23 protein-coding genes are annotated in these 24,770 nt (G+C 54.1%); 14 read left to right on the top strand and 9 right to left on the bottom strand.

Translation table 11 applies throughout. The features are described from left to right. Positions 1-89: 89 nt before the first annotated feature. Together HX884_RS01380 and cirA are read left to right on the top strand one after the other, a co-directional pair. Positions 90-1,559 (top strand): amino acid permease, encoded by a 1,470-nt coding sequence (locus HX884_RS01380; RefSeq protein ID WP_013097961.1) that lies wholly within the window; start codon positions 90-92, stop codon positions 1,557-1,559. A 226-nt stretch (positions 1,560-1,785) separates the two neighbouring features. Next, a complete protein-coding gene (gene cirA / locus HX884_RS01375; RefSeq protein ID WP_178327531.1) occupies positions 1,786-3,756 on the top strand; it encodes a catecholate siderophore receptor CirA in 1,971 nt (656 codons plus the stop codon). A gap of 54 nt (positions 3,757-3,810) precedes the next feature. Here cirA and fghA read toward each other — a convergent pair whose 3' ends face one another. Continuing rightward, the gene (fghA, locus tag HX884_RS01370) at positions 3,811-4,647 is read right to left on the bottom strand and encodes an S-formylglutathione hydrolase (RefSeq protein WP_178327530.1); all 837 of its coding nucleotides are present in this window, start codon (positions 4,645-4,647) and stop codon (positions 3,811-3,813) included. Positions 4,648-4,785: 138 nt separating this feature from the next. On the opposite strand from fghA, the gene HX884_RS01365 reads away from it, so the two are divergent. From HX884_RS01365 to mglC, 7 genes are all read left to right on the top strand, one after another. Beyond that, a complete protein-coding gene (locus HX884_RS01365) occupies positions 4,786-5,934 on the top strand; it encodes a YbfB/YjiJ family MFS transporter (protein WP_178327529.1) in 1,149 nt (382 codons plus the stop codon). A 102-nt stretch (positions 5,935-6,036) separates the two neighbouring features. Then, the gene (gene folE, locus HX884_RS01360) at positions 6,037-6,705 is read left to right on the top strand and encodes a GTP cyclohydrolase I FolE (protein ID WP_013097957.1); all 669 of its coding nucleotides are present in this window, start codon (positions 6,037-6,039) and stop codon (positions 6,703-6,705) included. 18 nt (positions 6,706-6,723) lie between these two features. Continuing rightward, positions 6,724-7,881 (top strand): DUF418 domain-containing protein YeiB, encoded by a 1,158-nt coding sequence (gene yeiB, locus HX884_RS01355; RefSeq protein ID WP_178327528.1) that lies wholly within the window; start codon positions 6,724-6,726, stop codon positions 7,879-7,881. A 155-nt stretch (positions 7,882-8,036) separates the two neighbouring features. Beyond that, positions 8,037-9,059 carry an HTH-type transcriptional regulator GalS gene (gene galS / locus HX884_RS01350; protein ID WP_058680889.1) on the top strand — a complete coding sequence of 341 codons (1,023 nt, stop codon included), beginning with the start codon at positions 8,037-8,039 and terminating at the stop codon, positions 9,057-9,059. Positions 9,060-9,354: 295 nt separating this feature from the next. Beyond that, positions 9,355-10,353 (top strand): galactose/glucose ABC transporter substrate-binding protein MglB, encoded by a 999-nt coding sequence (gene mglB, locus HX884_RS01345; RefSeq protein WP_014832691.1) that lies wholly within the window; start codon positions 9,355-9,357, stop codon positions 10,351-10,353. Between the two features lie 80 nt (positions 10,354-10,433). Beyond that, complete coding sequence (gene mglA / locus HX884_RS01340; RefSeq protein ID WP_029883073.1) at positions 10,434-11,954, top strand: galactose/methyl galactoside ABC transporter ATP-binding protein MglA; 1,521 nt, start codon at positions 10,434-10,436, stop codon at positions 11,952-11,954. 15 nt (positions 11,955-11,969) lie between these two features. Further along, positions 11,970-12,980, top strand: a complete 1,011-nt coding sequence (gene mglC / locus HX884_RS01335; protein ID WP_013097952.1) for a galactose/methyl galactoside ABC transporter permease MglC — start codon at positions 11,970-11,972, stop codon at positions 12,978-12,980. A 51-nt stretch (positions 12,981-13,031) separates the two neighbouring features. On the opposite strand, the gene HX884_RS01330 is transcribed toward mglC, so the two are convergent. The 6 genes from HX884_RS01330 to HX884_RS01305 form a co-directional block, all read right to left on the bottom strand. Beyond that, positions 13,032-13,469: a helix-turn-helix transcriptional regulator gene (locus HX884_RS01330; RefSeq protein WP_178327527.1), complete on the bottom strand. Its 438-nt coding sequence runs from the start codon at positions 13,467-13,469 to the stop codon at positions 13,032-13,034. Continuing rightward, positions 13,466-14,815, bottom strand: a complete 1,350-nt coding sequence (locus HX884_RS01325) for a type II toxin-antitoxin system HipA family toxin (RefSeq protein WP_178327526.1) — start codon at positions 14,813-14,815, stop codon at positions 13,466-13,468. The genes HX884_RS01330 and HX884_RS01325 overlap by 4 nt, the downstream gene beginning before the upstream one ends. 134 nt (positions 14,816-14,949) lie before the next feature. After that, on the bottom strand, positions 14,950-15,663 hold the full coding sequence (gene sanA, locus HX884_RS01320; RefSeq protein ID WP_178327525.1) for an outer membrane permeability protein SanA: 714 nt from the start codon (positions 15,661-15,663) through the stop codon (positions 14,950-14,952). Positions 15,664-15,790: 127 nt separating this feature from the next. Further along, positions 15,791-16,675, bottom strand: a complete 885-nt coding sequence (cdd, locus tag HX884_RS01315; protein ID WP_178327524.1) for a cytidine deaminase — start codon at positions 16,673-16,675, stop codon at positions 15,791-15,793. A gap of 129 nt (positions 16,676-16,804) precedes the next feature. Beyond that, positions 16,805-17,500: a CidB/LrgB family autolysis modulator gene (locus HX884_RS01310; RefSeq protein WP_013097948.1), complete on the bottom strand. Its 696-nt coding sequence runs from the start codon at positions 17,498-17,500 to the stop codon at positions 16,805-16,807. Beyond that, positions 17,497-17,895 (bottom strand): CidA/LrgA family protein, encoded by a 399-nt coding sequence (locus tag HX884_RS01305; RefSeq protein ID WP_023619766.1) that lies wholly within the window; start codon positions 17,893-17,895, stop codon positions 17,497-17,499. Before HX884_RS01305 ends, HX884_RS01310 begins: the two co-directional genes overlap by 4 nt. Positions 17,896-18,062: 167 nt before the next feature. Here HX884_RS01305 and dusC point away from each other — a divergent pair, with 167 nt between their 5' ends. The 3 genes from dusC to HX884_RS01290 all read left to right on the top strand — a co-directional run bounded on the left by dusC (position 18,063) and on the right by HX884_RS01290 (position 21,607). After that, entirely contained in the window at positions 18,063-18,995 is a 933-nt protein-coding gene (gene dusC, locus HX884_RS01300) for a tRNA dihydrouridine(16) synthase DusC (RefSeq protein WP_013097946.1), read from the top strand. Between the two features lie 378 nt (positions 18,996-19,373). Further along, on the top strand, positions 19,374-20,792 hold the full coding sequence (gene mdtQ, locus HX884_RS01295) for a multidrug resistance outer membrane protein MdtQ (protein ID WP_178327523.1): 1,419 nt from the start codon (positions 19,374-19,376) through the stop codon (positions 20,790-20,792). A gap of 50 nt (positions 20,793-20,842) precedes the next feature. Beyond that, complete coding sequence (locus HX884_RS01290; protein ID WP_178327522.1) at positions 20,843-21,607, top strand: SDR family oxidoreductase; 765 nt, start codon at positions 20,843-20,845, stop codon at positions 21,605-21,607. 76 nt (positions 21,608-21,683) lie between these two features. Here the strand turns inward: HX884_RS01290 and HX884_RS01285 are convergent, their stop codons facing one another. Beyond that, a complete protein-coding gene (locus tag HX884_RS01285) occupies positions 21,684-22,256 on the bottom strand; it encodes a DedA family protein (protein ID WP_013097943.1) in 573 nt (190 codons plus the stop codon). 157 nt (positions 22,257-22,413) lie between these two features. Here HX884_RS01285 and HX884_RS01280 point away from each other — a divergent pair, with 157 nt between their 5' ends. Both HX884_RS01280 and pbpG read left to right on the top strand, forming a co-directional pair. After that, entirely contained in the window at positions 22,414-23,001 is a 588-nt protein-coding gene (locus tag HX884_RS01280) for a Yip1 family protein (RefSeq protein WP_013097942.1), read from the top strand. A gap of 167 nt (positions 23,002-23,168) precedes the next feature. After that, the gene (gene pbpG / locus HX884_RS01275) at positions 23,169-24,092 is read left to right on the top strand and encodes a D-alanyl-D-alanine endopeptidase (RefSeq protein WP_178327521.1); all 924 of its coding nucleotides are present in this window, start codon (positions 23,169-23,171) and stop codon (positions 24,090-24,092) included. A 95-nt stretch (positions 24,093-24,187) separates the two neighbouring features. On the opposite strand, the gene HX884_RS01270 is transcribed toward pbpG, so the two are convergent. After that, a complete protein-coding gene (locus HX884_RS01270; RefSeq protein ID WP_178327520.1) occupies positions 24,188-24,742 on the bottom strand; it encodes a GNAT family N-acetyltransferase in 555 nt (184 codons plus the stop codon). Positions 24,743-24,770: the final 28 nt, after the last annotated feature.

The raw sequence follows: 24,770 nt of genomic DNA, 5'->3' as shown, positions 1-24,770 counted from the left end.
GCTCTCTTATAACTCAGTATTTCTGCCGGAAGGAACGCGGATCGTCTGCTACAATCGCGCCTCATTTATTAGATGGACAGCATTTTCACATGGTTTCAGAAACTAAAACCACAGAAGCGCCCGCGCTACGCCGCGAACTCAAGGCGCGTCACCTGACGATGATCGCCATCGGCGGCTCAATCGGTACAGGTCTTTTCGTTGCCTCCGGGGCAACCATTTCGGCAGCTGGCCCGGGTGGGGCACTTTTCTCTTATATCCTGATTGGCCTTATGGTCTACTTCCTGATGACCAGCCTGGGCGAACTGGCCGCGTACATGCCGGTATCCGGTTCGTTTTCGACCTACGGTCAGAAATACGTTGAAGAAGGCTTCGGCTTCGCGCTGGGCTGGAACTACTGGTACAACTGGGCGGTCACCATCGCCGTTGACCTTGTCGCCGCACAGCTGGTTATGACCTGGTGGTTCCCGGACACGCCAGGCTGGATCTGGAGTGCGCTGTTCCTCGCGGTCATCTTCCTGCTGAACTACATCTCCGTTCGCGGCTTTGGCGAAGCGGAATACTGGTTCTCTTTGATCAAAGTGGCAACCGTCATCATCTTTATCGTCGTCGGTGTGGCGATGATCGTTGGTATTTTCAAAGGGGCGGAACCGGCCGGGTGGAGCAACTGGACGATTGGCGATGCGCCGTTTGCCGGTGGTTTCTCGGCGATGATTGGCGTGGCGATGATTGTTGGCTTCTCCTTCCAGGGCACCGAGCTGATTGGTATTGCCGCCGGTGAGTCTGAAAACCCGGAGAAGAACATTCCGCGCGCGGTGCGTCAGGTATTCTGGCGTATTCTGCTGTTCTATGTGTTCGCGATCCTGATTATCAGCCTGATTATCCCGTACACTGACCCAAGCCTGCTGCGAAACGATGTCAAAGACATCAGCGTCAGCCCGTTCACGCTGGTCTTCCAGCATGCCGGTCTGCTCTCTGCGGCGGCGGTAATGAATGCCGTTATCCTGACAGCGGTGCTGTCTGCGGGTAACTCCGGTATGTACGCCTCAACCCGTATGCTCTATACCCTGGCCTGTGACGGTAAAGCGCCGCGTATTTTTGCAAAACTGTCTCGTGGCGGTGTGCCGCGTAACGCGCTGTATGCCACAACGGTCATTGCTGGTCTGTGCTTCCTGACCTCCATGTTCGGTAACCAGACGGTCTACCTGTGGCTGCTCAACACCTCTGGTATGACGGGCTTTATTGCCTGGCTGGGGATTGCCATCAGCCACTACCGCTTCCGTCGCGGCTATGTTATGCAGGGACACGATCTGAACAACCTGCCGTACCGTTCCGGGTTCTTCCCGCTGGGGCCGATTTTCGCCTTCATTCTGTGTCTGATTATCACCCTGGGCCAGAACTATGAAGCGTTCCTGGCGGACACCATTGACTGGGGCGCCGTAACGGCCACCTACATTGGTATTCCGCTGTTCCTGGTGATCTGGTTTGGCTACAAGCTGATGAAAGGAACGCACTTCGTTCGCTACAGTGAAATGGAATTCCCTGAACGATTTAACAAATAAACCGCACTTCCTCTCTTTTAGCCCGCTCATTTGAGCGGGCTTTTTTATCTCCACATTATGCAGAACGGATATAATTTTTAACAATTTAATTGATAATAATAATCGTTTGCTTTATCGTTACGTCAAAATAAGCAGACCACCGACCCGCCGGAGATGCGGGCGGAGCAAAAGGCATTGTGGGCAATAATCTTTTGATTTAGTTGTATTTACCTCATGGAGATATGGAATGTTTAGGTTGAATCCCTTCGTCAGGGGAGGACTTTGTGCGTCCGCAATGTCCCTGGCACTGCCTGTCATCGCTGCGGAATCCAGCGACACACTGGTTGTCACGGCGTCAGCGACTGAGCAAAACCTGAAGGACGCACCGGCGAGCATCAGCGTCATCACCCAGGAAGACCTGCAGCGTAAACCTGTTCAGAACCTGAAAGATGTGTTGCAGGACGTACCGGGCGTGCAGCTCACTAATGAAGGGGACAACCGTAAAGGGGTAAGTATTCGCGGTCTGGACAGCAGCTATACGCTGATCCTGATCGACGGTAAGCGTGTTAACTCCCGCAACGCCGTCTTCCGCCATAACGATTTCGATCTGAACTGGGTTCCGGTCGATGCGATCGAGCGGATCGAAGTGGTGCGCGGGCCAATGTCCTCGCTCTACGGCTCAGATGCGCTGGGCGGCGTGGTGAACATCATCACCAAAAAAATCGGTCAGAAGTGGACGGGCACCCTGAGTGCCGACTCCACCATTCAGGAACACCGCGATCGCGGGGACACCAACAACGGCCAGTTCTACACCAGCGGCCCGCTGGTGGACGGCGTGCTGGGGCTGAAGGCCTACGGCAGTGTGTCTAAGCGTGAAAAAGACAAGCAGCAAGAATCGTCTACCACAACGAGCGGTGAAACGCCGCGCATTGAGGGCTTCACCAGCCGCGATGCCAACGTGGAATTTGCCTGGACGCCGACGGAAAATCATGACTTTACCGCAGGCTATGGTTTCGACCGCCAGGATCGTGATTCCGATTCCCTCGATAAAAATCGCCTTGAGCGCCAGAACTACTCCCTGAGCCACAACGGCCGATGGGGGACAGGCAACAGCGAACTGAAAGTTTACGGCGAGAAGGTGGACAACAAAAACCCGGGTAACAGCCATACCATCACTTCCGAGAGCAACGCCGTTGATGGTAAATACGTGCTGCCGCTGGGTGAAATCAATCAGCTGCTGACCTTCGGCGGCGAATGGCGTCACGACAAGCTGAAAGATCCGGTAAACCTGACCGGCGGCTCCGGCAGCGCGACCTCTACCAGCCAGTATGCTCTCTTCCTTGAAGATGAATGGCGGATATTTGAACCGCTGGCGCTGACTACCGGCATCCGTATGGACGACCACGACACCTACGGCGATCACTGGAGTCCTCGAGCGTATCTGGTCTATAACGCGACCGATACCGTCACGGTGAAAGGGGGCTGGGCAACCGCGTTTAAAGCGCCATCCCTGCTGCAACTGAGTCCGGACTGGATCACCGGATCGTGTCGCGGTGCCTGCGAGATTGTCGGTAACCCGAACCTGAAACCGGAAACCAGCGAAAGCTTTGAACTCGGGCTGTACTACAGCGGGGAAGAGGGATGGTTAGAGGGCGTGCAGGCCAGCATTACCACCTTCCAGAACAATGTTGATGACCGTATCAGCATCAGCCGTACGGCGAACGTTAACCAGGCTAAGAGCTACCCGAACTACGTGGGGCTGAATGCTGACGGTGAACCGATCTTCCGCTATTACAACGTCAACAAGGCGCGTATTCGTGGCGTGGAAACCGAGCTGAAGATCCCGGTGTCTGAGGACTGGAAGCTGACGCTGAACTATACCTACAACGACGGGCGTGATATCAGCAACGGCGGTAACAAACCGCTGTCCGAACTGCCGTTCCATACCGCCAACGGTACCGTGGACTGGAAGGCGACGCAGGACTGGTCGTTCTACGTCCAGGGCCACTACACCGGCGAGAAACGTGCGTTAACCAGCGCAGACGCAACGCCAGGCGGCTATGTCATCTGGAATACCGGCGCGGCATGGCAGGCAACGAAAAGCGTGAAGCTGCGCGCGGGCGTGCAGAACCTGCTGGATAAAGATCTGAGCCGCGACGATTACAGCTACACGGAAGATGGCCGCCGCTACTTTGTGGGTGTGGATTATAAGTTCTGATGTGGTTTTCATGCCCGGTGTCGGCTGCGCCTTACCGGGCAAAAAAGACCGCACTTACCCGAACAAATGCTCCGCATGGAAGCGGAGGTGATCCTCAATAAAGGATGCAATGAAATAGTAGCTGTGGTCATATCCGGGCTGAATACGCAGCGTCAGTGGCCAGTCTTTCTGACGTGCGGCTTCAGCCAGCACGGCGGGCTGTAGCTGTCCGGCCAGGAACTGATCCGCATCACCTTGATCGACAAGCGTCGGGATCGCATTTCCAGGCTGGCTCGCCAGCATCAGGGCACAGCTGTCCCATTCCTGCCAGCGTTGTGCGTCATCACCCAGATAGTTCATGAAGGCTTTCTGCCCCCACGGTACCTGGGTGGGGTTTACAATTGGCGCAAACGCGGAAACGCTGGTGTATCTGCCAGGATTTTTTAGCGCCATGATCAACGCGCCGTGCCCACCCATGGAATGCCCGCTGATGGCACACCGGTTGCTTACTGCAAACTCCCCCTGTATCAGGGCTGGCAGCTCGTCGGCAATGTAGTCGTACATGCGGTAATGGCTCGCCCACGGCTGCTCTGTGGCGTTCAGATAGAACCCGGCCCCTTTGCCCAGATCATATCCGGCATCGTCCGCCACCTCATCGCCACGCGGGCTGGTGTCTGGCATCACCAGGGCGATACCCAGCTCGGCCGCCACACGCTGCGCACCCGCTTTGGTGGTGAAATTCTCATCGTTACAGGTTAATCCTGAGAGCCAAAACAGAACCGGGGGCTTAACACCCTCTTCAGTGGGCGGCAGGAAAATACTGAACGTCATGGCACAGTTCAGGACAGTGGAGTCGTGGCGCCAGCGCTGCTGTCGACCTTCAAAACAACGATGCTCTTCGAGCAGTTCCATGCAGGGCTCCTTAATGCGAATTGCTATTCATTCAACCCATAATACAGAGTTTTCATTTACCTGTGAGCAACTTTCACTTTCGCAAGACTGCGAGATCCTGCATCATAAATTTACTTTTTATTAACAACTGGAGCGGTCATGGCGCTGCGAATTGCGCTCAGTGGATTTGTGGTTCTGGTGGTAGCGATGGGAATTGGGCGCTTCGCGTTTACCCCTCAGGTGCCGCTGATGATTGCCGCCGGGCAACTCACGCTCACCAGCGCAGGTCTGGTGGCGGCGATGAACTATCTGGGCTATCTGGTGGGCGCATGGGATGCGATGCGCGGCCATCGCTTCGTTGAAACCCGCCTTTGGCTGGGTATTACTGGCGCTGTGGCGCTGACGCTGCTTTCCGCCGCAGCGGATAACGCGCTGGTACATGGCCTGCTGCGCTTTGTGATTGGCTGCATGAGCGGCTGGTCGATGGTGCTGATTGCCGCCTGGACCAACGAGCGGCTGGGGCAACTGGGTAAACCGGGTTTGAGCGCGGCCGTGTTTGCCGGGCCGGGCGCAGGTATCGCCCTGAGCGGACTGCTTGCGGTCTATATTCACGCAAAAGCGTTGTCGGCCGGGGCCGCATGGCAGATTTACGGCGTGCTGGCGCTGGTGCTTATCGCACTGGTTGCCCGCTATTTACCGCGTGCCGGGCAACTGCATCGGCCGGGCAGCGCGCCTGAACCCCTTATTCTGACGAAAGATTTGAAGTGCCTGGTCTGGAGCTACAGCCTGGCCGGATTTGGCTACATCCTGCCTGCAACATTCTTATCGCAAATGGCGGCCGTGCGTTTTCCCGGCAGCCTGTTTGCACAGTTTGTCTGGCCGATATTTGGCGCTGCCGCTGTTGTGGGGATTGTGCTCAGTATCGTTTTGCGTCACACCTCTACCTCGAACCGCAGGCTGGCTATCGTGCTGTGGTTACAGGGGGCGGGTGTGCTGGCGGCGTGGCTACTGCCGGGAATTGGTGGCTTGCTGACGGGCGGCCTGCTGGTCGGCGGCGGATTCCTGTGTGCCGTTCAGCTCTCTTTACTCTACGGGCGCGAGCTTGCACCCGAACATACCCGCTATATGGCGGGGCTGCTGACTACCGGTTATGCCATTGGACAGCTGGTGGGGCCGATGACCTCGGCGTTATCCACCTGGCTTACCCACAGGCTTGAGCCTGCGCTGGGGCTGGCGGGCATTGCGCTGTTCATTGCGGGCGCGCTGGTGTGGAACCGTCAGGCCGAAAGGCAGCAGCAATTGCAATAATTATCGTCGTGAATACTGGATTATGTGCGCGGCCTCACGCACAATGAGCGCACACTTTTGCCACAACGAGGGCAAAAGACGCCACACCTGCAGGAGAAAAGAATGTCATCACTCAGTAAAGAAGCGGCCCTTGTCCACGAAGCCCTGGTTGCGCGCGGTCTTGAAACGCCACTGCGTCCACCCGTTCAGGAAGTGGATAATGAAACCCGTAAACGTCTGATTGCCGGGCACATGACCGAGATCATGCAACTGCTGAATCTCGATCTGAGCGACGACAGTCTGATGGAAACGCCGCATCGCATCGCAAAAATGTATGTCGACGAAATTTTCTCCGGCCTGGACTACGCCAACTTCCCGAAAATCACCGTCATTGAAAACAAAATGAAGGTGGATGAGATGGTGACGGTGCGCGATATCACGCTGACCAGCACCTGCGAGCACCACTTCGTGACCATCGACGGTAAAGCGACCGTGGCTTACATTCCAAAAGATACGGTGATTGGTCTGTCCAAAATCAACCGTATCGTGCAGTTCTTTGCCCAACGCCCACAGGTGCAGGAGCGTTTGACGCAGCAGATCCTGACCGCGCTGCAAACGCTGCTGGGCACCAATAACGTCGCGGTCTCTATTGACGCGGTTCACTACTGCGTGAAGGCGCGCGGTGTACGTGATGCCACCAGTGCGACCACCACCACGTCGCTGGGCGGTCTGTTTAAATCCAGCCAGAACACCCGCCAGGAGTTCCTGCGCGCCGTGCGTCACCACAACTAATCTGACAGGGCAGGGACCATGGAGCGAAACGTCACGCTCGATTTTGTTCGCGGCGTCGCCATTCTCGGTATCCTGCTGCTTAATATCAGCGCCTTCGGTCTGCCGAAGGCCGCTTATCTTAACCCCGCCTGGTATGGCGAGATCACCCGTCGCGATGCCTGGACGTGGGCAATCCTCGATCTCTTTGCTCAGGTGAAATTCCTCACCCTCTTTGCGCTGCTGTTTGGCGCCGGTCTGCAACTGCTGCTCAAACGCGGCACCCGGTGGATCCAGTCACGTCTGACCCTGCTGGTGCTCCTTGGCTTTATTCACGGCCTGTTCTTCTGGGACGGTGATATTCTTCTCGCCTATGGATTAGTCGGGCTGATTTGCTGGCGCCTCATCCGTGATGCGCATAGCGTCAAAAGCCTGTTTAACACCGGCGTGATGCTCTATGTCATGGGGCTTGGCGTGCTGCTGTTGCTGGGTATGATCGCCGGCGACGCAACAAGCCGCTCGTGGATACCGGACGCCGCCAACCTGCAGTATGAGCAGTTCTGGAAGTTAAAAGGCGGTGCGGAAGCGATAAGCAATCGCGCGGATATGCTGGGCGATAACCTGCTGGCACTGGGGGCGCAATACGGCTGGCAGCTGGCGGGGATGATGCTGATGGGCGCATCCCTGATGCGCACCGGCTGGCTGAAAGGGGAATTTAGCCTGCGCCACTATCGTCGCACCGGAGTCTTGCTGGTGCTGCTGGGCGTGGCGATCAATCTTCCGGCGGTGATTGCGCAGTGGCATCTACACTGGGATTACCGCTGGTGCGCTTTCCTGCTGCAGGTTCCGCGCGAGCTCGGTGCCCCGTTCCAGACCATCGGCTACGCCGCGCTCATCTATGGCTACTGGCCGCAGCTCTCCCGCCTCTGGATTGTCAGTGCCGTGGCCTGTGTTGGCCGCATGGCATTAAGCAATTACATTTTGCAGCCCCTCATCTGTACCACGCTGTTCTATCGATTTGGCCTGTTTATGAAATTCGACCGCCTTACGCTGGTGGCGTTTGTTCTTCCGGTCTGGACGATAAACCTGGCGTTTTCGGTTCTCTGGCTGAGGTATTTCCGCCAGGGGCCGCTGGAGTGGGCGTGGCGTCAGTTAACCGCAAAAGCGTCAGGTGTTTCATTAAATAATACATCCAGATAACGATCTGGATCACAATCATTAACAAAATGGATGTAACCGTTTTCATCTGTGTGAGCTTCTTCACGTAGTCCCCTTTCTCTCGCTGCCAAAATAGCCACCTTGCTAAACACAGGGGGTGTCTGTGAGTTGCTGCAATCCTTTTAAGGATGGTGAATATGATCACCATTCGTGACGTCGCCCGTCAGGCGGGCGTTTCTGTGGCCACCGTCTCTCGCGTGCTGAACAACAGCGCGCTGGTCAGCCCTGAAACCCGTGAAACCGTAATGAAAGCCGTGACCCAACTGGGTTACCGGCCCAATGCTAACGCGCAGGCGCTGGCTACGCAGGTCAGTGACACCATTGGCGTGGTGGTGATGGACGTGTCGGATGCGTTTTTTGGCGCGCTGGTGAAAGCGGTGGATGTTGTCGCCCAGCAGCACCAAAAGTATGTGCTGATCGGCAACAGCTATCATGAAGCAGAAAAAGAGCGCTATGCCATCGAAGTGCTGATCCGCCAGCGTTGTAACGCGCTGATTGTGCATTCAAAAGCCCTGAGTGATGAGGAACTTGCCGGATTTATGGAGCAAATCCCCGGCATGGTGCTCATCAACCGGATTGTGCCCGGCTATGCCCACCGTTGCGTGGGGCTGGATAACGTGAGCGGCGCCATGATGGCCACGCGCATGCTGATTAACAACGGGCACCAGCGAATCGGTTATCTGGCCTCCAGCCACGCGATTGAGGACGACGAACTGCGTCGCGAAGGCTGGCAAAACGCCCTGAAAGAGCACGGCATTGTGCCTTCTGAAAGCTGGGTAGGCACCGGTACCCCGGACATGCAGGGAGGGGAGGCGGCGATGGTCGAGCTGCTGGGCCGTAACCTGCAGCTCTCCGCGGTGTTTGCCTACAACGACAGTATGGCTGCCGGAGCACTGACGGCATTAAAAGATAACGGCATTGCGGTGCCACAGCATTTGTCGTTGATCGGTTTTGACGATATTCCCATTGCCCGTTACACCGACCCGCAGCTGACAACGGTACGCTATCCCATTGTCTCGATGGCCAAACTGGCGACTGAGCTGGCGTTACAGGGCGCGGCAGGGCTGCTTGATACGGGAGCAACACACTGTTTCATGCCGACATTAGTGCGCCGCCATTCGGTCTCTGCCCGGCAAATTGTGGTTCCGATCACTAACTGATAAAGCCAGCTGATGTAACCGCTTTCAATCTGTGAGTAAATTCACAGTATCTTAACAAGGCGCTGACTATGATGTCAGCGTTTTAGGGGCTGAAACGCTATGTAACAGTGATTATTCACTTTCACTATAGCCAACGTGCCGCAAACAACGAATAAAACGCATTTCTGGAGCGTTACCGAACACGGAAGATAGAAATTATATAAGTGAACTTCGGCTGTCAGTAACGTTTTATTAACACCTGCCCGCCGATCGTTATTCACAAGAACTACCCTGCATAAAAAAAACCGGAGATACCATGAATAAGAAGGTGTTGACTCTGTCTGCTGTAATGGCAAGCATGCTTTTTGGTGCAGCAGCGCACGCTGCGGATACCCGTATTGGTGTGACTATCTATAAATACGACGACAACTTCATGTCTGTTGTGCGTAAAGCGATCGAGAAAGATGCTAAAGCAGCGCCAGATGTTCAGCTGCTGATGAATGACTCCCAGAACGACCAGTCCAAACAGAACGATCAGATTGACGTCCTGCTGGCAAAAGGCGTGAAGGCACTGGCAATCAACCTGGTTGACCCGGCTGCTGCAGGCACAGTTATCGAGAAAGCGCGCGGCCAGAACGTGCCAATCGTCTTCTTCAACAAAGAACCTTCCCGTAAAGCGCTGGACAGCTATGACAAAGCGTATTACGTCGGTACTGACTCCAAAGAGTCCGGTATTATCCAGGGCGATCTGATCGCGAAACACTGGGCGGCCAACCCGAACTGGGATCTGAACAAAGACGGCCAGATCCAGTTTGTGCTGCTGAAAGGCGAGCCAGGCCACCCGGATGCTGAAGCGCGTACCACTTACGTTGTCAAAGAGCTGAACGACAAAGGTCTGAAAACCCAGCAGCTGGCTTTAGATACCGCGATGTGGGATACCGCTCAGGCGAAAGATAAAATGGACGCGTGGCTGTCTGGTCCTAACGCGAACAAAATTGAAGTGGTTATCGCTAACAACGACGCGATGGCAATGGGTGCGGTAGAAGCCCTGAAAGCACACAACAAATCCTCTATCCCTGTGTTCGGCGTGGATGCGCTGCCAGAAGCGCTGGCACTGGTGAAATCAGGTGCGATGGCCGGTACCGTGCTGAACGATGCCAACAACCAGGCGAAAGCCACCTTCGATCTGGCGAAAAACCTGGCCGACGGTAAAGGTGCGGCTGATGGCACCAACTGGAAAATCGACAATAAAATCGTTCGCGTACCTTACGTGGGCGTAGACCAGTCCAACCTGGCTGAGTTTATCGGTAAATAAGATAGTTAGTTATGTCTCCACAGGGCGCAACATGTTGCGCCCTTTTATAACGCGATATGCGAGGCCAACAAGGTATAATTATGGTCAGCACAACTACTCCGTCGTCCGGTGAATTCTTGTTGGAAATGAACGGCATCAACAAGTCGTTTCCCGGTGTTAAGGCACTCGATAATGTTAATTTAAAAGTTCGGCCTCATTCAATTCATGCCTTAATGGGTGAAAACGGTGCCGGTAAATCAACATTATTAAAATGTCTTTTTGGGATCTATCAAAAAGATTCTGGCAGCATTCTTTTTCAGGGGAAAGAGATCGATTTCCATTCAGCGAAAGAAGCACTGGAAAACGGTATCTCTATGGTTCACCAGGAATTGAACCTGGTACTGCAACGCTCGGTAATGGATAATATGTGGTTGGGACGTTATCCAACCAAAGGTGTTTTTGTCGATCAGGACAAAATGTACCGTGACACCAAAGCCATTTTCGATGAGCTGGATATTGATATCGATCCGCGCGCCCGCGTGGGAACATTATCCGTCTCGCAAATGCAGATGATCGAAATTGCTAAAGCGTTCTCCTATGATGCCAAAATTGTCATCATGGATGAACCGACATCGTCATTAACGGAAAAAGAGGTTAACCACCTTTTTACCATTATTCGTAAGCTAAAAGATCGCGGCTGCGGCATTGTTTATATCTCCCATAAAATGGAAGAGATCTTCCAGTTGTGTGATGAGATAACCATCCTGCGCGACGGCCAGTGGATTGCCACTCAGCCTCTCGAAGGGCTGGACATGGACAAGATCATCGCCATGATGGTGGGCCGTTCCCTGAACCAGCGTTTCCCGGACAAAGAGAACAAGCCGGGTGAGGTGATCCTTGAGGTGCGTAATCTGACCTCGCTGCGTCAGCCCTCTATTCGCGACGTCTCCTTCGACCTGCACAAGGGCGAAATTCTGGGTATTGCAGGCCTGGTCGGGGCAAAACGTACCGATATCGTCGAAACCCTGTTTGGTATTCGCGAGAAAGCCGAAGGCACCATCACGTTGCACGGTAAGAAAATTAACAACCACAACGCCAACGAAGCCATTAATAATGGTTTTGCACTGGTGACGGAAGAGCGGCGTTCGACCGGTATTTATGCCTATCTGGATATTAACTTTAACTCGTTAATTTCTAATATCCGCAACTATAAAAACAAAGTGGGTCTGCTGGATAACTCCCGCATGAAGAGCGATACCCAGTGGGTTATTGACTCTATGCGCGTAAAAACGCCGGGGCATCGTACGCAAATTGGTTCGCTGTCGGGCGGCAACCAGCAAAAAGTCATTATCGGTCGTTGGTTATTAACGCAGCCAGAAATTCTGATGCTGGATGAACCAACCCGCGGTATTGACGTCGGCGCGAAGTTTGAAATTTATCAGCTGATCGCTGAACTGGCGAAAAAGGATAAAGGGATCATTATCATCTCTTCCGAAATGCCGGAATTGTTAGGGATCACAGACCGTATTCTGGTTATGAGCAATGGTCTCGTTGCCGGTATTGTTGACACGAAAACGACAACGCAAAACGAAATTTTGCGTTTAGCGTCTTTGCACCTTTAAGATCAGGGGCTCCTCATGAGTGCGTTAAATAAAAAAAGTTTTCTCACTTATCTGAAAGAAGGCGGTATTTACGTTGTTCTTTTAGTATTGCTGGCCATTATCATTTTCCAGGACCCTACGTTCTTAAGTCTGCTGAACCTGAGTAACATTCTGACTCAGTCTTCCGTGCGTATTATCATTGCGCTGGGCGTGGCGGGGCTCATCGTCACCCAGGGGACTGACCTTTCCGCAGGGCGACAGGTCGGCCTGGCGGCGGTGATCGCGGCAACCCTGTTGCAGTCGATGGAAAACGCCAACAAGGTGTTCCCGGAAATGGCGACCATGCCCATTTTCGTGGTGATCCTGATTGTCTGCGCCATCGGTGCAGTGATTGGTCTGATCAACGGTATCATCATCGCTTACCTGAACGTGACGCCATTTATCACCACCCTGGGTACGATGATCATCGTTTACGGTATCAACTCCCTGTACTACGACTTCGTCGGTGCGTCCCCCATCTCGGGCTTCGACAGCGGTTTCTCGACCTTCACGCAAGGATTTATTGCGCTGGGCAGCTTCCGCCTGTCGTACATCACTTTCTACGCGTTGATTGCGGTGGCGTTCGTCTGGATCCTGTGGAACAAAACCCGCTTTGGTAAGAACATCTTCGCCATCGGGGGCAACCCGGAAGCAGCGAAAGTGTCCGGCGTTAACGTGGCCCTGAACCTGCTGATGATTTATGCCCTGTCCGGTGTGTTCTATGCCTTCGGCGGGATGCTGGAAGCGGGCCGTATCGGCTCTGCCACCAACAACCTCGGCTTTATGTACGAACTGGATGCGATTGCCGCCTGCGTGGTGGGCGGGGTCTCCTTCAGCGGCGGTGTGGGTACCGTGCTTGGCGTGGTCACCGGTGTGATCATCTTTACGGTCATCAACTATGGTCTGACCTACATCGGCGTGAACCCGTACTGGCAGTACATCATCAAGGGCGCCATTATCATCTTCGCGGTTGCGCTGGACTCACTGAAATACGCGCGTAAGAAATAATTATCAGGCGAATAAATAAAACCCGCTGCCCGTGAACGGCATGCGGGTTTTTTACGTGAAAAGTGAAGCTATAAGCGATTTGGAAATGGGCACCAGTCCGGTTTGAAGCCCAAAGGGTTTAAAGATTTTATTTATAATGTCAGCGGAATAATTGCCTCTGCCATTTTCTACATCCGACAATGTTTTCCGGGATACGCTGACCAGCTTTGCATATTCATCCTGCTTCATCCCCAACACTTCGACCCTGAGTCTTTTCAGCGCCTCACCCTGTGTGATTTTACCCAGTAAAATGTCCCGTATGGCTGCATGCAATACAGCCTGGCGATGAAGAGTACTAATCCGTGTTAAGCCTGATGAAACGCGTTGCCTCTTTACTACCGATGACTTGTCCGGATCTCCATCTTCATCATGACGTCGCTTTTCATTTACGCTGCGTACCCGGGCTAATGTTTGTAGAAGCTCTGATTCAGATTTATTAGATATTTTCATAATAAACCCCAACGAGAAAGTTTATTCGGAATATAGCGAAAACCAATCGCGGGCATTTCCATTATCTGGTCGGGAACGCCTCGCGCCTCCAGCCTTTCCGGGAGCTCGATGAGCTGGACGGCTGTATCATGCAGAGCGTCAAGTAAAGTTGTGGGAGGGATCCACTCCGCCAGCGCTTGCGCGATAGCGTTGAAATTATAATCCCCCCCTGATTCACAAGATAATGACCACTTCAGGGTTCGCGGTATCCCCTCTGGATCGGCTTTCATTGGAGCAAAGTCATAAATAGGGGAGAGCATAATGTGATTTTCAGCTTTCACAAAGGCGGTATTTCGCCCATGGTTGTCACTATTCCCAAAAATAATATTTAACAGATCGCGACGTACCCATTCTGTTACAAAACCAGGGATATCAAATTGATAGCCCTGCTGCTGAACCATATGGCTGGAGGTAATTTTATTAATTAACGCGCGCAGCGTTGCTTCATGATCCAGGAGAGTACCGGGTGCTTTTTGTAATAGTGAATACACCGATTCCATACCCAGCCTGATCAGTTGATCCTGCTCATTTCTCACTATGTCGAAACGTGGCAACCACAGCGAAGGATAGTGGCTACCTTCTTCAAGGCGCATTGTGTCCACTGGGATCGTGGAAAAGCCCATCGCGTTAAGCTCATGGTAATAATGAAATTCAGCCCGGAGAATATTACAATCAACTTCTGTTCTGTTTCCGCGTGGATATTTAACCAAATAATAGCGGTCCCGGTTATCCGGCTCGTTTTGCCAGGTATCGATCCAGATGGCATCCGTTTCACTACAGCGCAGCAACAGTTTCGGCGCTTCACCCCCAGCGCCGGTTGCACCACCCGCCGCCGCGCCTCTTTCCTGGGCATAATCCAGAAAATCTGCCGCACGATCGATGACGTCCGAAACAGTAAACGTTTTAGTGCGTGCGAATTCATTCCATTCAGGAACGGATTCTTTTATACGCAAATTCCCGACAGGGGACATTGTGCCAAATTTCAACAATAAAAAATTCTGCTGACCAACAGGCAACTCACTGATATCGAGTGCATTTATCCAATAACGGCGACTGGCTCCGGCAGGAATGATATCGTCGATAAATCGCAGCCAGCCCGGTTGACCCTGGTCATCAAAAAAGAGTGATACAGGGTGGTTGACTGAGACCGCGTGAAAATCATCATAGTCAAGAAAATTAATCGCATACTCAGTAAGATAGTCTAACTGTGTGGTGTTCCAGTCATTGTTTTCGCTTCCCGGATATTTGATGAGGGCGATATCCGTCCATGTTTCATTCAGATATGCTTGTACGGTTAACGTCTCCATCTCACCTCCATAAAACAGCAATGAGTAAAATATTACTCATTGTTAATGAAAATGGCAACTAGCGCCACTTATATCACTCATTAGGTATCTGATGACAGAGTAATGCGTGTTATATCACGCATTATAGAATTTGATTACTTTTTCTTCTGCATGTCCAGCAGCTGCTCCGGCGTCACCGCCGGATAACCCTGCGCATCTTCCGGCACTTCATGCATGGCCGGAATCGGCACCAGTGGGCCTAAAAAGCGCGGTTCACGTTTGAAGATATAGAGATCGGCCAGCGCGCCAAAGCGAGCGCCAAACTCACGCACGCGCACGCTCAGCATATCTTTTGGCGAGGGCACCGCATAACACTGCGCCTGGATGCCCATGTGCAGCGCGATAAACAGCGCACGTTCGCAGTGGAAGCGCTGGGTGATGATGATGAAGTCGTTGGTGTCGAACACTTTGCGCGTGCGCACGATGGAGTCGAGCGTGCGGAACCCGGCGTAGTCGAGCACGATATCTGCCGGATCAACGCCTGCGGCAATCAGGTCTTTGCGCATGGTGACCGGTTCGTTGTAGCTTTGCAGTGCGTTATCGCCGCTTAACAGCAGGTAATTGACCTTGCCGCTGTTGTAGGCGTTGAGCGCGCCCTGAATACGGTAGCGGTAATACTGATTGATGACGCCGGTGCGGTAATACTTCGCGGTGCCGAGCACCACACCCACCTGGCGATAGGGCAGGTCCTGCAGGTCATCAAAAATGTAGGGGGCCGTTTTCCAGCTCATCCACCGGTCGAGACCCAGCACGATCAACAGCAGTATGCCGATCAGGACAGACAGGCTGTAAAAAACGCGCTTTAACATGCAGATGGCTCGTACCGAAGGTGAATTTAACTCAGGCTACTGTACCCGCCTGGTTAGCGCAAGAAACAGCGCATCAACTGAAGGCTTTTTCAGCAAAACGGGCGGGCATGTCTGCCCGCCAGAAGGATCACGCCAGCAATACACGCTCGATTGACGTGCAGCCCAGCGCTTTCAGGGTGGCGGCGGTGGCATCCCATTGAATCAGCGGTGCATCGGCAATTTCTGCCAGAATGGCGCGCTGAATATCCGGGTAGTCATAGCCGTTCAGACTCAGCAGGTTCAGTGCGCCCTGCAGCGGTGGCAGCGTTGGGTTAAACGCGGCGTTTTCGGCATAGCTGCCGTTAAAAATACGCCCATCGCGGCATTGCAGTGCCACGCCGCTCGGGGATTTGCTGTACGGCGTATGGCTCTTGTTGGCAGCGCGAATGGCCGCCTGGGTCAGGTCATCACCGGTCAGCGCGAAACCGTGGTCCTGCTCGTCCATCAGCAGGGTTTTGATTTCAAGATCTTTCGGACCAAAGGCGTCAGGCAGGTAGTCGCCCAGCGTATGCGGCGCGCGACCCGGCAGATTGATGCGCAGCTGCAGCCCGCTGTTCAGTTCATTCATAAACTGACGGCAGTGCCCGCACGGGGTGTAGTTCACGGTAATGGCGCTCAGGGCCTTTTCGCCGCGCAGCCAGGCGTGGCTGATGGCGCTCTGTTCCGCATGAACAGTCTGCTGCATGGTTGCGCCCAGGAACTCCATGTTTCCGCCGAAGTACCAGGTTCCGCTGACGCCGCGCGCAATCGCGCCAACGTTAAAGTGGGAAAGATCGGCACGTGCACAGGCGGCAGCCAGCGGCAGCAATGCGAAAGCCAGCGCGTCTTCGTCAAGATCCGTGGCCTGTTTCAGCGTGGTGATCTGCTCAGCGGTGAGCAGGGCGGGGAAATGCTCATCCGCCAGAATCGGGGCCAGAGCTGATTGCAAATTCTCTGCAAGCCGGGCGAAAGCCGCTTGAAAACGTGGATGCATGGCGTTTGCCTCATAAAGGTTAATGGATCGGTAGTGTACGGAGCCGCTGGGGCTTTATATGTGATCCATATCTCATTATGTATGCAACTTATGAAAACAAAATGAAATTTGCGCGACGCATCGCAAATTTTAGCCCATCACCGCCAGAATCACGGGGAAAATGAACGGCGCCATCAGCGAGGTCATGATTCCGCAGATCACCAGTGCCAGCGAGCTGAACGCCCCCTCCTGATAATCCAGCTCCGCACAGCGGGCGGTGCCCAGCGCGTGCGACGCGGTGCCCATCGCCAGACCGCGTGCGGCTTTGGTATGAATGCGCATGACATTGAGCAGGGTATGGCCAAACACGGCGCCCAGTATGCCGACAAAGATCACGCACATGGCGCTGATGGCAGGAATGCCGCCGAGGCTGCCGCCCACGGCCATGGCGATAGGCGTGGTCACCGATTTCGGCAGAATAGAGGCGGCAATTTGCGCAGAGGCCCCCATCAGCAGTGCGACTGAAGTACCGGTGATCATCGCCACCAGGCTCCCCACAAAACAGATGGTAATAATGGATTTCCAGCGGGCGCGGATCTGGTGCAGCTGTTCATATAAAGGAAACGCGAGTGCGACCACGGCGGGTTGCAGCAGGTCGTTTAAAATTTTGCTCCCGGCAAAGTAGCGTTCGTAAGGAATACCGGTAAGCAGCAGGAACGGGATAATCACCACCATCGCCACCAGCAACGGGTTAAGCAGCGGCATCTTGAACCGGGCGGCAAGTTTGCGTGCCGCGAAGAACACCGCCAGGGTTAATGGCAGCGACCACCAGATATTGGCCATCATTGTTTTGTTCCTTTCTGTCCAACCACTTTACGTTCGCCATGTACCAGATGCGAACTCCAGCTCACCACAAGGAAAACCACCAGCGTACTGACTGCGCAGGAGACGACAATCGGGCCGAACTGGGCTTTAAGCAGATCGAAGTACTGCATGACCCCGACGCCAATCGGCACGAACAGCAGCGCCATATAGCGAATAAGAACGAAGCAGCCGGGGTTGACCCACTTAGCGGGCAGAATTTGCAACGCCAGCAGAACAAAGAGGATCAGCATGCCGATAATGCTACCGGGAATGGTGATAGGAAGCAGGGAAGCGATGAAAATCCCGGCGTACAGGCAGGCGTAAATCAGGACGAATGCGCGCAGATATTGCCAGATAATGTTCAATGATTTTCTCATGGTTAAAATCCTTGCTGAAACGCATTCATCATACAATTAAACCCGAAAGTGTGCCATGGATCACATCATGAATTTTAAGCATACCCGTCATTCCAGAATAGAACGTCGTGCTTTCAACATACATACAGAGCGATTACTATAGCGCGTCTTTTTTCACAGGTACTGCTATGCGTGTTTTACTGGCCCCAATGGAAGGCGTGCTCGACTCCCTCGTGCGCGAACTTCTTACCGAGGTGAACGATTACGATCTCTGCGTGACGGAGTTTTTGCGCGTGGTCGATATGTTGTTGCCGGTAAAATCGTTTTACAGACTCTGCCCGGAGCTGCACCGCCAGAGCCGGACTACCTCCGGCACGCTGGTGCGTATTCAACTACTGGGCCAGTATCCTGAATGGCTGGCCGAGAACGCCGCCCGCGCCGTCGAGCTCGGCTCTTACGGGGTCGATCTCAACTGTGGCTGCCCGTCGAAGCTGGTGAACGGCAGCGGCGGCGGGGCGACGCTGCTGAAAGATCCTGAGCTGATTTACCGTGGCGCGAAAGCGATGCGTGAAGCCGTGCCTGCTCATTTGCCGGTGACGGTGAAAGTGCGCCTGGGCTGGGACAGCGACGCGCGGCAGTTTGAAATTGCCGATGCGGTGCAGCAGGCCGGGGCTACTGAACTGGTGGTGCATGGCCGCACCAAAGAAGATGGCTACAAAGCCGAGCGCATTAACTGGCAGGCAATTGGTGAGATCCGTAAACGCCTCAGCATTCCGGTGATCGCCAACGGTGAAATCTGGGATTACCAGAGCGCGCAGGCCTGTCTCAAGGCCACCGGCTGCGAGGCGGTGATGATCGGCCGCGGGGCATTGAATGTGCCTAACCTCAGCCGGGTGATTAAATATAACGAGCCGCGTATGCCGTGGGCTGATGTTGTTACGCTGCTGCAAAAATATAGCCGTCTGGAAAAGCAGGGCGACACCGGGCTATATCACGTGGCGCGCATTAAACAGTGGCTCAGCTATTTACGCAAAGAGTACGATGAAGCGCTGGGGTTATTTCAGGAGATTCGGACATTACAGACTTCTGCGGATATTGCGCGGGTGATCCAGGCAAAATAATAAGCGTGTGACCGCAATTATCGCTGTGAAGCGCTGGACCAGACGCATGGGCTGGTTGACCTTTGCCCGGCGCGGTGCCGGGCAAATGAATCAGAAAATCATCTTGAACACACCCGTTACCACCAGCAGTCCTATCAGAAATATAATTAAAATGACCCACAATAATATTTTCATTCCCTTCTCCTGCGTATGTATGTCAACAGTAAGTGTAGCAGGCAATTTATAATTAAGATGAATTTGTTAATTTGACTTATTCTCGGCATGTATAATTTTCTAATTACAAAAATGTATGACAATTTGCGCATTGCCACGCATTACTAAAAAAAAGAGAGGTATCAGGCGTACTTTGCGCCTTTATTTTTTGGCGTGAATGGCGTAATGAAACGTTTTCTTATTTTATCTCTGAGTGCTCCCTTTGCCGTTATTCTGGCCGGCTGTGCGCCGCAACATGCCACGGTAACTCCCCTTAATACCCAGTCACTCACGGCGTCGGTTAATACGGTGCTGCCTCATCAGGACTGGCCGAAAAATGCATGGTGGAAAGCGTATAACGATCCGCAGCTTGATAAGCTAATTGCCAAAGCATTAAGCGATGCGCCCGATATGCAGATTGTCCGTCAGCGTATTACCCTTGCCGAAGCCCAGGCCAAAGCAGCCCTGGCGGCCGACGGCCCGCAAATTGATTTTTCGGCCGATGCCGAACGTCAGAAAATGTCCGCTGAAGGGCTGATGGGGCCCTTTGCCATAACCGACCCGGCTGCGGGCACCACCGGCCCCTGGTATACCAACGGTACCTTTGGTCTGACTGCGGGCTGGGATCTGGATTTGTGGGGCAAAAATCGCGCCCGGTTGGAGGCCCGGATAGGCAAGGTGAATGCACAAAAAGCGGAGCTTGAGCAGACCCGTCAACTGCTTGCCAGCAGCGTGGCGCGGCTCTACTGGGACTGGCAAACTCAGGCGGCCGTAGAGGAGGTCCTCACGCAGATCAAATCCCAACAGGACAATATCATCGGTGCCGATCGCGAGCTGTATCAGCACGGGATCACCTCCTCTGTGGAAGGTGTCGAAACCGACATCAGTGCCAGCAAAACCGAAGAGCAGATCGCAGAGGTTCACGGCAAAATGAAAGCCATCGAGGCGCGTCTGAACGCGTTGACTAATACCCCCGCGCTGGCGCTCACACGGCATGCCTTACCGACGGTTGAAGCGTCGTTACCGTCGACGCTGGGATATGAACTGCTGGCCCGACGGCCGGATCTGCAGGCGGCGCACTGGTATATCGAAGCGTCAATGAGCGAGGTCGATGCCGCCAGAGCGGCGTTTTATCCTGATGTGAATCTGATGGCGTTTTTACAACAGGATGCCCTGCACCTGAGCGATCTGTTCCGTTCTTCAGCCCAGCAAATGGGGGTGACCGCCGGGCTGACTCTGCCCATTTTTGACAGCGGCAGGCTGAACGCGCAGCTGGATATTGCCCAGGCGCAGAACAATCTGTCGGTGGCGAACTACAACAAGGCGGTGGTGGATGCCGTGAACCAGGTGGCGCGCACGGCCAGCGAAGTGGAAATGCTGACGGCGAAAAATCAGCATCAGCAGCAGGTAGAAAAAGATGCGGCGCGCGTCGTGGAGCTGGCGCAGGCACGTTTTAGCGCCGGAATTATTGCCGGTTCGCGCGTCAGTGAAGCCAGAATTCCAGCGCTGAAGGAACATCTCGCCGGATTGATGCTGCAGGGCGAGTATATCGACGCCACGCTACAGCTCACCTCCGCGCTGGGTGGTGGTTATCATCATGGCTAATCAGGGTCATTATCTATACTTACCTCTTTGCCGTTCTTCAGGAGGTGAGTATGACCAAAGTAGCGATTGTTACCGCATCGGATTCCGGGATTGGTAAAACCACGGCCCTGATGCTGGCTGAACGTGGGTTTGATATTGGCGTCACCTGGCACTCTGATGAACAAGGGGCCCGGGATACCTGCCGCGAAGTGGAGGCGCAGGGACGGCGGGCTGAAGCTATCCACCTTGATCTAAGTACCCTGCCACAGGGCGCGCAGGCGATAGAAACGTTAATTGCCCGTTTTGGTCGCCTGGACGTGCTGGTTAACAATGCGGGTGCGATGACCAAAGCGCCCTTCCTGGATATGCCGTTTGACGAGTGGCGAAACATTTTCACCGTCGACGTGGACGGTGCGTTTCTCTGTTCGCAGATTGCCGCACGTAAAATGGTGGAGCAGGGGGAAGGAGGGCGAATCGTCAATATCACCTCGGTGCATGAACATACGCCGCTGCCGGAAGCCAGCGCCTATACCGCCGCAAAACATGCGCTGGGAGGATTAACCAAATCGATGGCGCTGGAACTGGTGCAGCACAACATTCTGGTGAATGCCGTTGCGCCGGGGGCGATTGCCACACCGATGAATGATATGGACGAGAGTGCAGTGAAGGAAGGGTCGATGCCAGCGATCCCGCTCGCAAGACCGGGATACACCAAAGAGATCGCCAGTCTGGTGGCGTGGTTATGCGACAGCGACGCCAGCTACACCACAGGGCAGTCGTTTATCGTCGATGGCGGGTTTATGCTGGCGAATCCGCAGTTTAAGCCGGAAGGTTAGCTTCCCCTCACCCCGTGGGAGAGGGTGCTTTAAGTTCCCTCTCCCAGTGGGAGAGGGTGAGGGCAACAGACCGCACTCACTCCTCATCCTGCTTCTTCTCTCTGTGCCGCATCCACAGCCTGACTCCAATCACCGCCACCACCACCAGAATCAGCCACGCCCAGTGCTTCAGATGCTGGTCAAGGTTATGCAGCCACGGGCCAATCACTTCTCCACCCACGTAACCGAGTGTGGTAAAGATCAGCGCCCAGGCGCACGCGCCAATCACGTTCAGCGGCAGGAAAATTTTCGGCGGCAGGCGGCTGGCGCCAATCAATATCGGCCCGATAATCCGAAAGCCGTACATAAAGCGGGTGCCAATCACAAACAGGTAAGGGTGGCGCTGGATCAGCCGCTGCGCGCGGTTAATTTTCTTCTTGTGCTTAGCGAAACGCTTAAGCAGCGTTGGCCCAAAACGCAGCCCCAGAAAGTAGAGCAGCTGATCGCCAATCATCCCGCCCAGCGCAACCGCGGCGACAACCAGCGGGAATTTAAGTAATCCCTGATGCGCGGCGACGCCGCCTAACAGGGTGATGGTTTCACCTTCTGCCACGCTTCCGACAACCAGCGCAGCGTATCCGTATTGTTCAATAACTCCGTTGATATCCATTACGTAAATATCATCTCCCTCAGCGTGCCTCGGTTAATCATATACCCCTTGTGACAACCGCGGGGCAATCAACGGAAATTTCCCACTGTACATAAAATAATCTAAACCCTGCATTATACTTAAGGTATCGATGACGGGCCGACAACAAGGGGGCGCTATGAACCATGTCTGGGGACTTTTTTCCCATCCCGATCGTGAAATGCATGTCATCAAAAGTGAGAACGAAACGGTCTCGCATCATTACACGCACCACGTGCTGCTGATGGCGGCGGTGCCGGTGATATGCGCGTTTATTGGTACAACACAAATCGGCTGGAACTTTGGTGATGGCACCGTAGTACAGCTTTCCTGGTTTACCGGGCTTTATCTTGCCATTCTCTTTTATGGCCTGATGCTGGCAGGGGTGGCGGTTATGGGACGCGTCATTCACTGGATGGCACGTAACTATCCGCAGCGTCCTTCCCTAGCACACTGTATGGTCTTTGCCGGATACGTCGCAACCCCGCTGTTCTTAAGCGGTATTGTTGCGCTCTATCCCCTGGTCTGGCTGTGCGCGCTGATCGGGACCATTGCGCTCTTTTACACCGGCTATCTGCTGTATCTGGGCGTACCTACCTTCCTGAATATCAATAAAGAAGAAGGCCTGAGCTTTTCCAGCTCTACGCTCGCCATCGGCGTGCTGGTACTGGAGGCGTTACTGGCGCTGACGGTGATTCTTTGGGGTTATGGTTACCGTCTCTTCTGAGTTAATTGCATTGCTGGCGTAAATGCCAGCAATGCAGCATCTGTTCACGATTATCCGCTGGCGACAATGCACGGTGACCGCTATGATGCCGAAGCCAGCCTGTGTTTCTCCGTCGACGCAGGCGGTGTACGTCATAACGTGCGTGAATAATTATCAGAAGTCTCACCATGCTGAAATTCCGAGTTTCTTTACTTAGCCTGGCACTGTTGCTGGGGGCGTCCGCTGGCGTGCCAGCTGTCGCCAAAACGCCCGCGGTGACCACCGCTGCTGCCCAACCGCAAATCGCTTCCGGCAGCGCGATGATTGTTGATCTCAACACCAATAAGGTGATCTACGCCAGCCATCCGGATCTGGTGCGCCCGATCGCCTCGATAACCAAATTAATGACCGCGATGGTAGTGCTGGATGCACATCTGCCGCTGGATGAAAAACTGAAAGTGGATATCAGCCACACGCCGGAGATGAAAGGGGTTTACTCCCGCGTGCGCCTGAACAGTGAGATCAGCCGTAAAAACATGCTCTTGCTGGCGCTGATGTCGTCAGAAAACCGCGCCGCGGCGAGCCTCGCCCACCATTATCCGGGCGGCTACGACGCCTTCATTCGAGCGATGAATGCCAAAGCCAAAGCGCTGGGAATGAATAACACCCGTTTTGTTGAGCCGACAGGTCTGTCGATTCACAACGTCTCTACGGCGCGCGATCTGACCAAACTGCTGATTGCCAGCAAACAGTACCCGCTGATTGGGCAGCTCAGTACCACCCGTGAAGAGATGGCGACCTTTGCGAACCCGGCCTATACGCTGCCGTTTCGCAATACGAACCACCTGGTGTATCGCGAGAACTGGAATATTCAGTTAACGAAAACCGGCTTTACTAACGCGGCGGGGCAATGTCTGGTGATGCGTACCGTGTTCAACGGTAAACCGGTGGCGCTGGTGGTGATGGATGCCTTCGGCAAATATACTCACTTCGCCGATGCCAGCCGACTGCGCACCTGGATTGAAACCGGGAAAGTGCAGCCTGTTCCGGCTGCGGCATTGACGTATAAAAAGCAGAAAGCCGAGCAGATGGCGACGGCGCAGAACGATTAGGTAAAAGCAAAACGGTAACTGTGTTACCGTTTTTTATGTTTTCTCCCTCTTCCACCGGGAGAGGGCGGGGGTGAGGGCACCAGACCGCACTGGTCCTATTCCGGCAGGGTCCAGTCTCCGTCGTTGAGCGGGCGCTGCATAATCACCGTATCCCGCCAGTCGCCTTTTTTGTAGCCCACGCTGCGCAGCTGACCGACCACTTCAAAACCGTGCTTTTTATGCAGCCGCAATGACCCGGCGTTATTATGGCCATCCCCCACAACGGCAATCATCTGACGCGAGGGACCTTGTTCGCAGCGTTCAATCAGCGCGTCCATTAGTGCACTGCCAAAACCGCGTCCGGTGGTGCTGGCATCCACGTAGATTGACTCTTCCAGCGTGAAGCGATACGCGTGTCGTGGACGGTATGGCGTGGCATAGCAATAGCCCACCACAATGCCGCGATACAATGCCACCAGCCAGGGCAAACCGTTATCGGTCACGTTTTTCAACCGCTTACGCATTTCATCAACGGTGGGGGGGATTTCCTCAAACGACGCACGTCCGTGAAGTACATGCCATGCATAAATAGCCGAAATGGCATGCACATCGTCGGGAAGGGCATCGCGCACTTCCACTTCGGTTACGGATAAAATATCAACAGCCGACATGATGTGCCTGCTCCTCGTCAAAGAATGC

It is taken from the genome of Enterobacter sp. SECR19-1250 (genome assembly GCF_013391025.1).
In the GTDB taxonomy this organism is placed as follows: Bacteria; Pseudomonadota; Gammaproteobacteria; order Enterobacterales; family Enterobacteriaceae; genus Enterobacter; species Enterobacter cloacae.
This window is presented reverse-complemented; position numbering and strand designations above follow the sequence as displayed.

Excerpts from the sequence above, each read along its gene's own strand:
- HX884_RS01380 (WP_013097961.1), top strand. The coding sequence starts at position 90 with ATGGTTTCAGAAACTAAAACCACAGAAGCGCCCGCGCTACGCCGCGAA.
- cirA (WP_178327531.1), top strand. The coding sequence starts at position 1,786 with ATGTTTAGGTTGAATCCCTTCGTCAGGGGAGGACTTTGTGCGTCCGCA.
- fghA (WP_178327530.1), bottom strand. The coding sequence starts at position 4,647 with ATGGAACTGCTCGAAGAGCATCGTTGTTTTGAAGGTCGACAGCAGCGC.
- HX884_RS01365 (WP_178327529.1), top strand. The coding sequence starts at position 4,786 with ATGGCGCTGCGAATTGCGCTCAGTGGATTTGTGGTTCTGGTGGTAGCG.
- folE (WP_013097957.1), top strand. The coding sequence starts at position 6,037 with ATGTCATCACTCAGTAAAGAAGCGGCCCTTGTCCACGAAGCCCTGGTT.
- yeiB (WP_178327528.1), top strand. The coding sequence starts at position 6,724 with ATGGAGCGAAACGTCACGCTCGATTTTGTTCGCGGCGTCGCCATTCTC.
- galS (WP_058680889.1), top strand. The coding sequence starts at position 8,037 with ATGATCACCATTCGTGACGTCGCCCGTCAGGCGGGCGTTTCTGTGGCC.
- mglB (WP_014832691.1), top strand. The coding sequence starts at position 9,355 with ATGAATAAGAAGGTGTTGACTCTGTCTGCTGTAATGGCAAGCATGCTT.
- mglA (WP_029883073.1), top strand. The coding sequence starts at position 10,434 with ATGGTCAGCACAACTACTCCGTCGTCCGGTGAATTCTTGTTGGAAATG.
- mglC (WP_013097952.1), top strand. The coding sequence starts at position 11,970 with ATGAGTGCGTTAAATAAAAAAAGTTTTCTCACTTATCTGAAAGAAGGC.
- HX884_RS01330 (WP_178327527.1), bottom strand. The coding sequence starts at position 13,469 with ATGAAAATATCTAATAAATCTGAATCAGAGCTTCTACAAACATTAGCC.
- HX884_RS01325 (WP_178327526.1), bottom strand. The coding sequence starts at position 14,815 with ATGGAGACGTTAACCGTACAAGCATATCTGAATGAAACATGGACGGAT.
- sanA (WP_178327525.1), bottom strand. The coding sequence starts at position 15,663 with ATGTTAAAGCGCGTTTTTTACAGCCTGTCTGTCCTGATCGGCATACTG.
- cdd (WP_178327524.1), bottom strand. The coding sequence starts at position 16,675 with ATGCATCCACGTTTTCAAGCGGCTTTCGCCCGGCTTGCAGAGAATTTG.
- HX884_RS01310 (WP_013097948.1), bottom strand. The coding sequence starts at position 17,500 with ATGATGGCCAATATCTGGTGGTCGCTGCCATTAACCCTGGCGGTGTTC.
- HX884_RS01305 (WP_023619766.1), bottom strand. The coding sequence starts at position 17,895 with ATGAGAAAATCATTGAACATTATCTGGCAATATCTGCGCGCATTCGTC.
- dusC (WP_013097946.1), top strand. The coding sequence starts at position 18,063 with ATGCGTGTTTTACTGGCCCCAATGGAAGGCGTGCTCGACTCCCTCGTG.
- mdtQ (WP_178327523.1), top strand. The coding sequence starts at position 19,374 with ATGAAACGTTTTCTTATTTTATCTCTGAGTGCTCCCTTTGCCGTTATT.
- HX884_RS01290 (WP_178327522.1), top strand. The coding sequence starts at position 20,843 with ATGACCAAAGTAGCGATTGTTACCGCATCGGATTCCGGGATTGGTAAA.
- HX884_RS01285 (WP_013097943.1), bottom strand. The coding sequence starts at position 22,256 with ATGGATATCAACGGAGTTATTGAACAATACGGATACGCTGCGCTGGTT.
- HX884_RS01280 (WP_013097942.1), top strand. The coding sequence starts at position 22,414 with ATGAACCATGTCTGGGGACTTTTTTCCCATCCCGATCGTGAAATGCAT.
- pbpG (WP_178327521.1), top strand. The coding sequence starts at position 23,169 with ATGCTGAAATTCCGAGTTTCTTTACTTAGCCTGGCACTGTTGCTGGGG.
- HX884_RS01270 (WP_178327520.1), bottom strand. The coding sequence starts at position 24,742 with ATGTCGGCTGTTGATATTTTATCCGTAACCGAAGTGGAAGTGCGCGAT.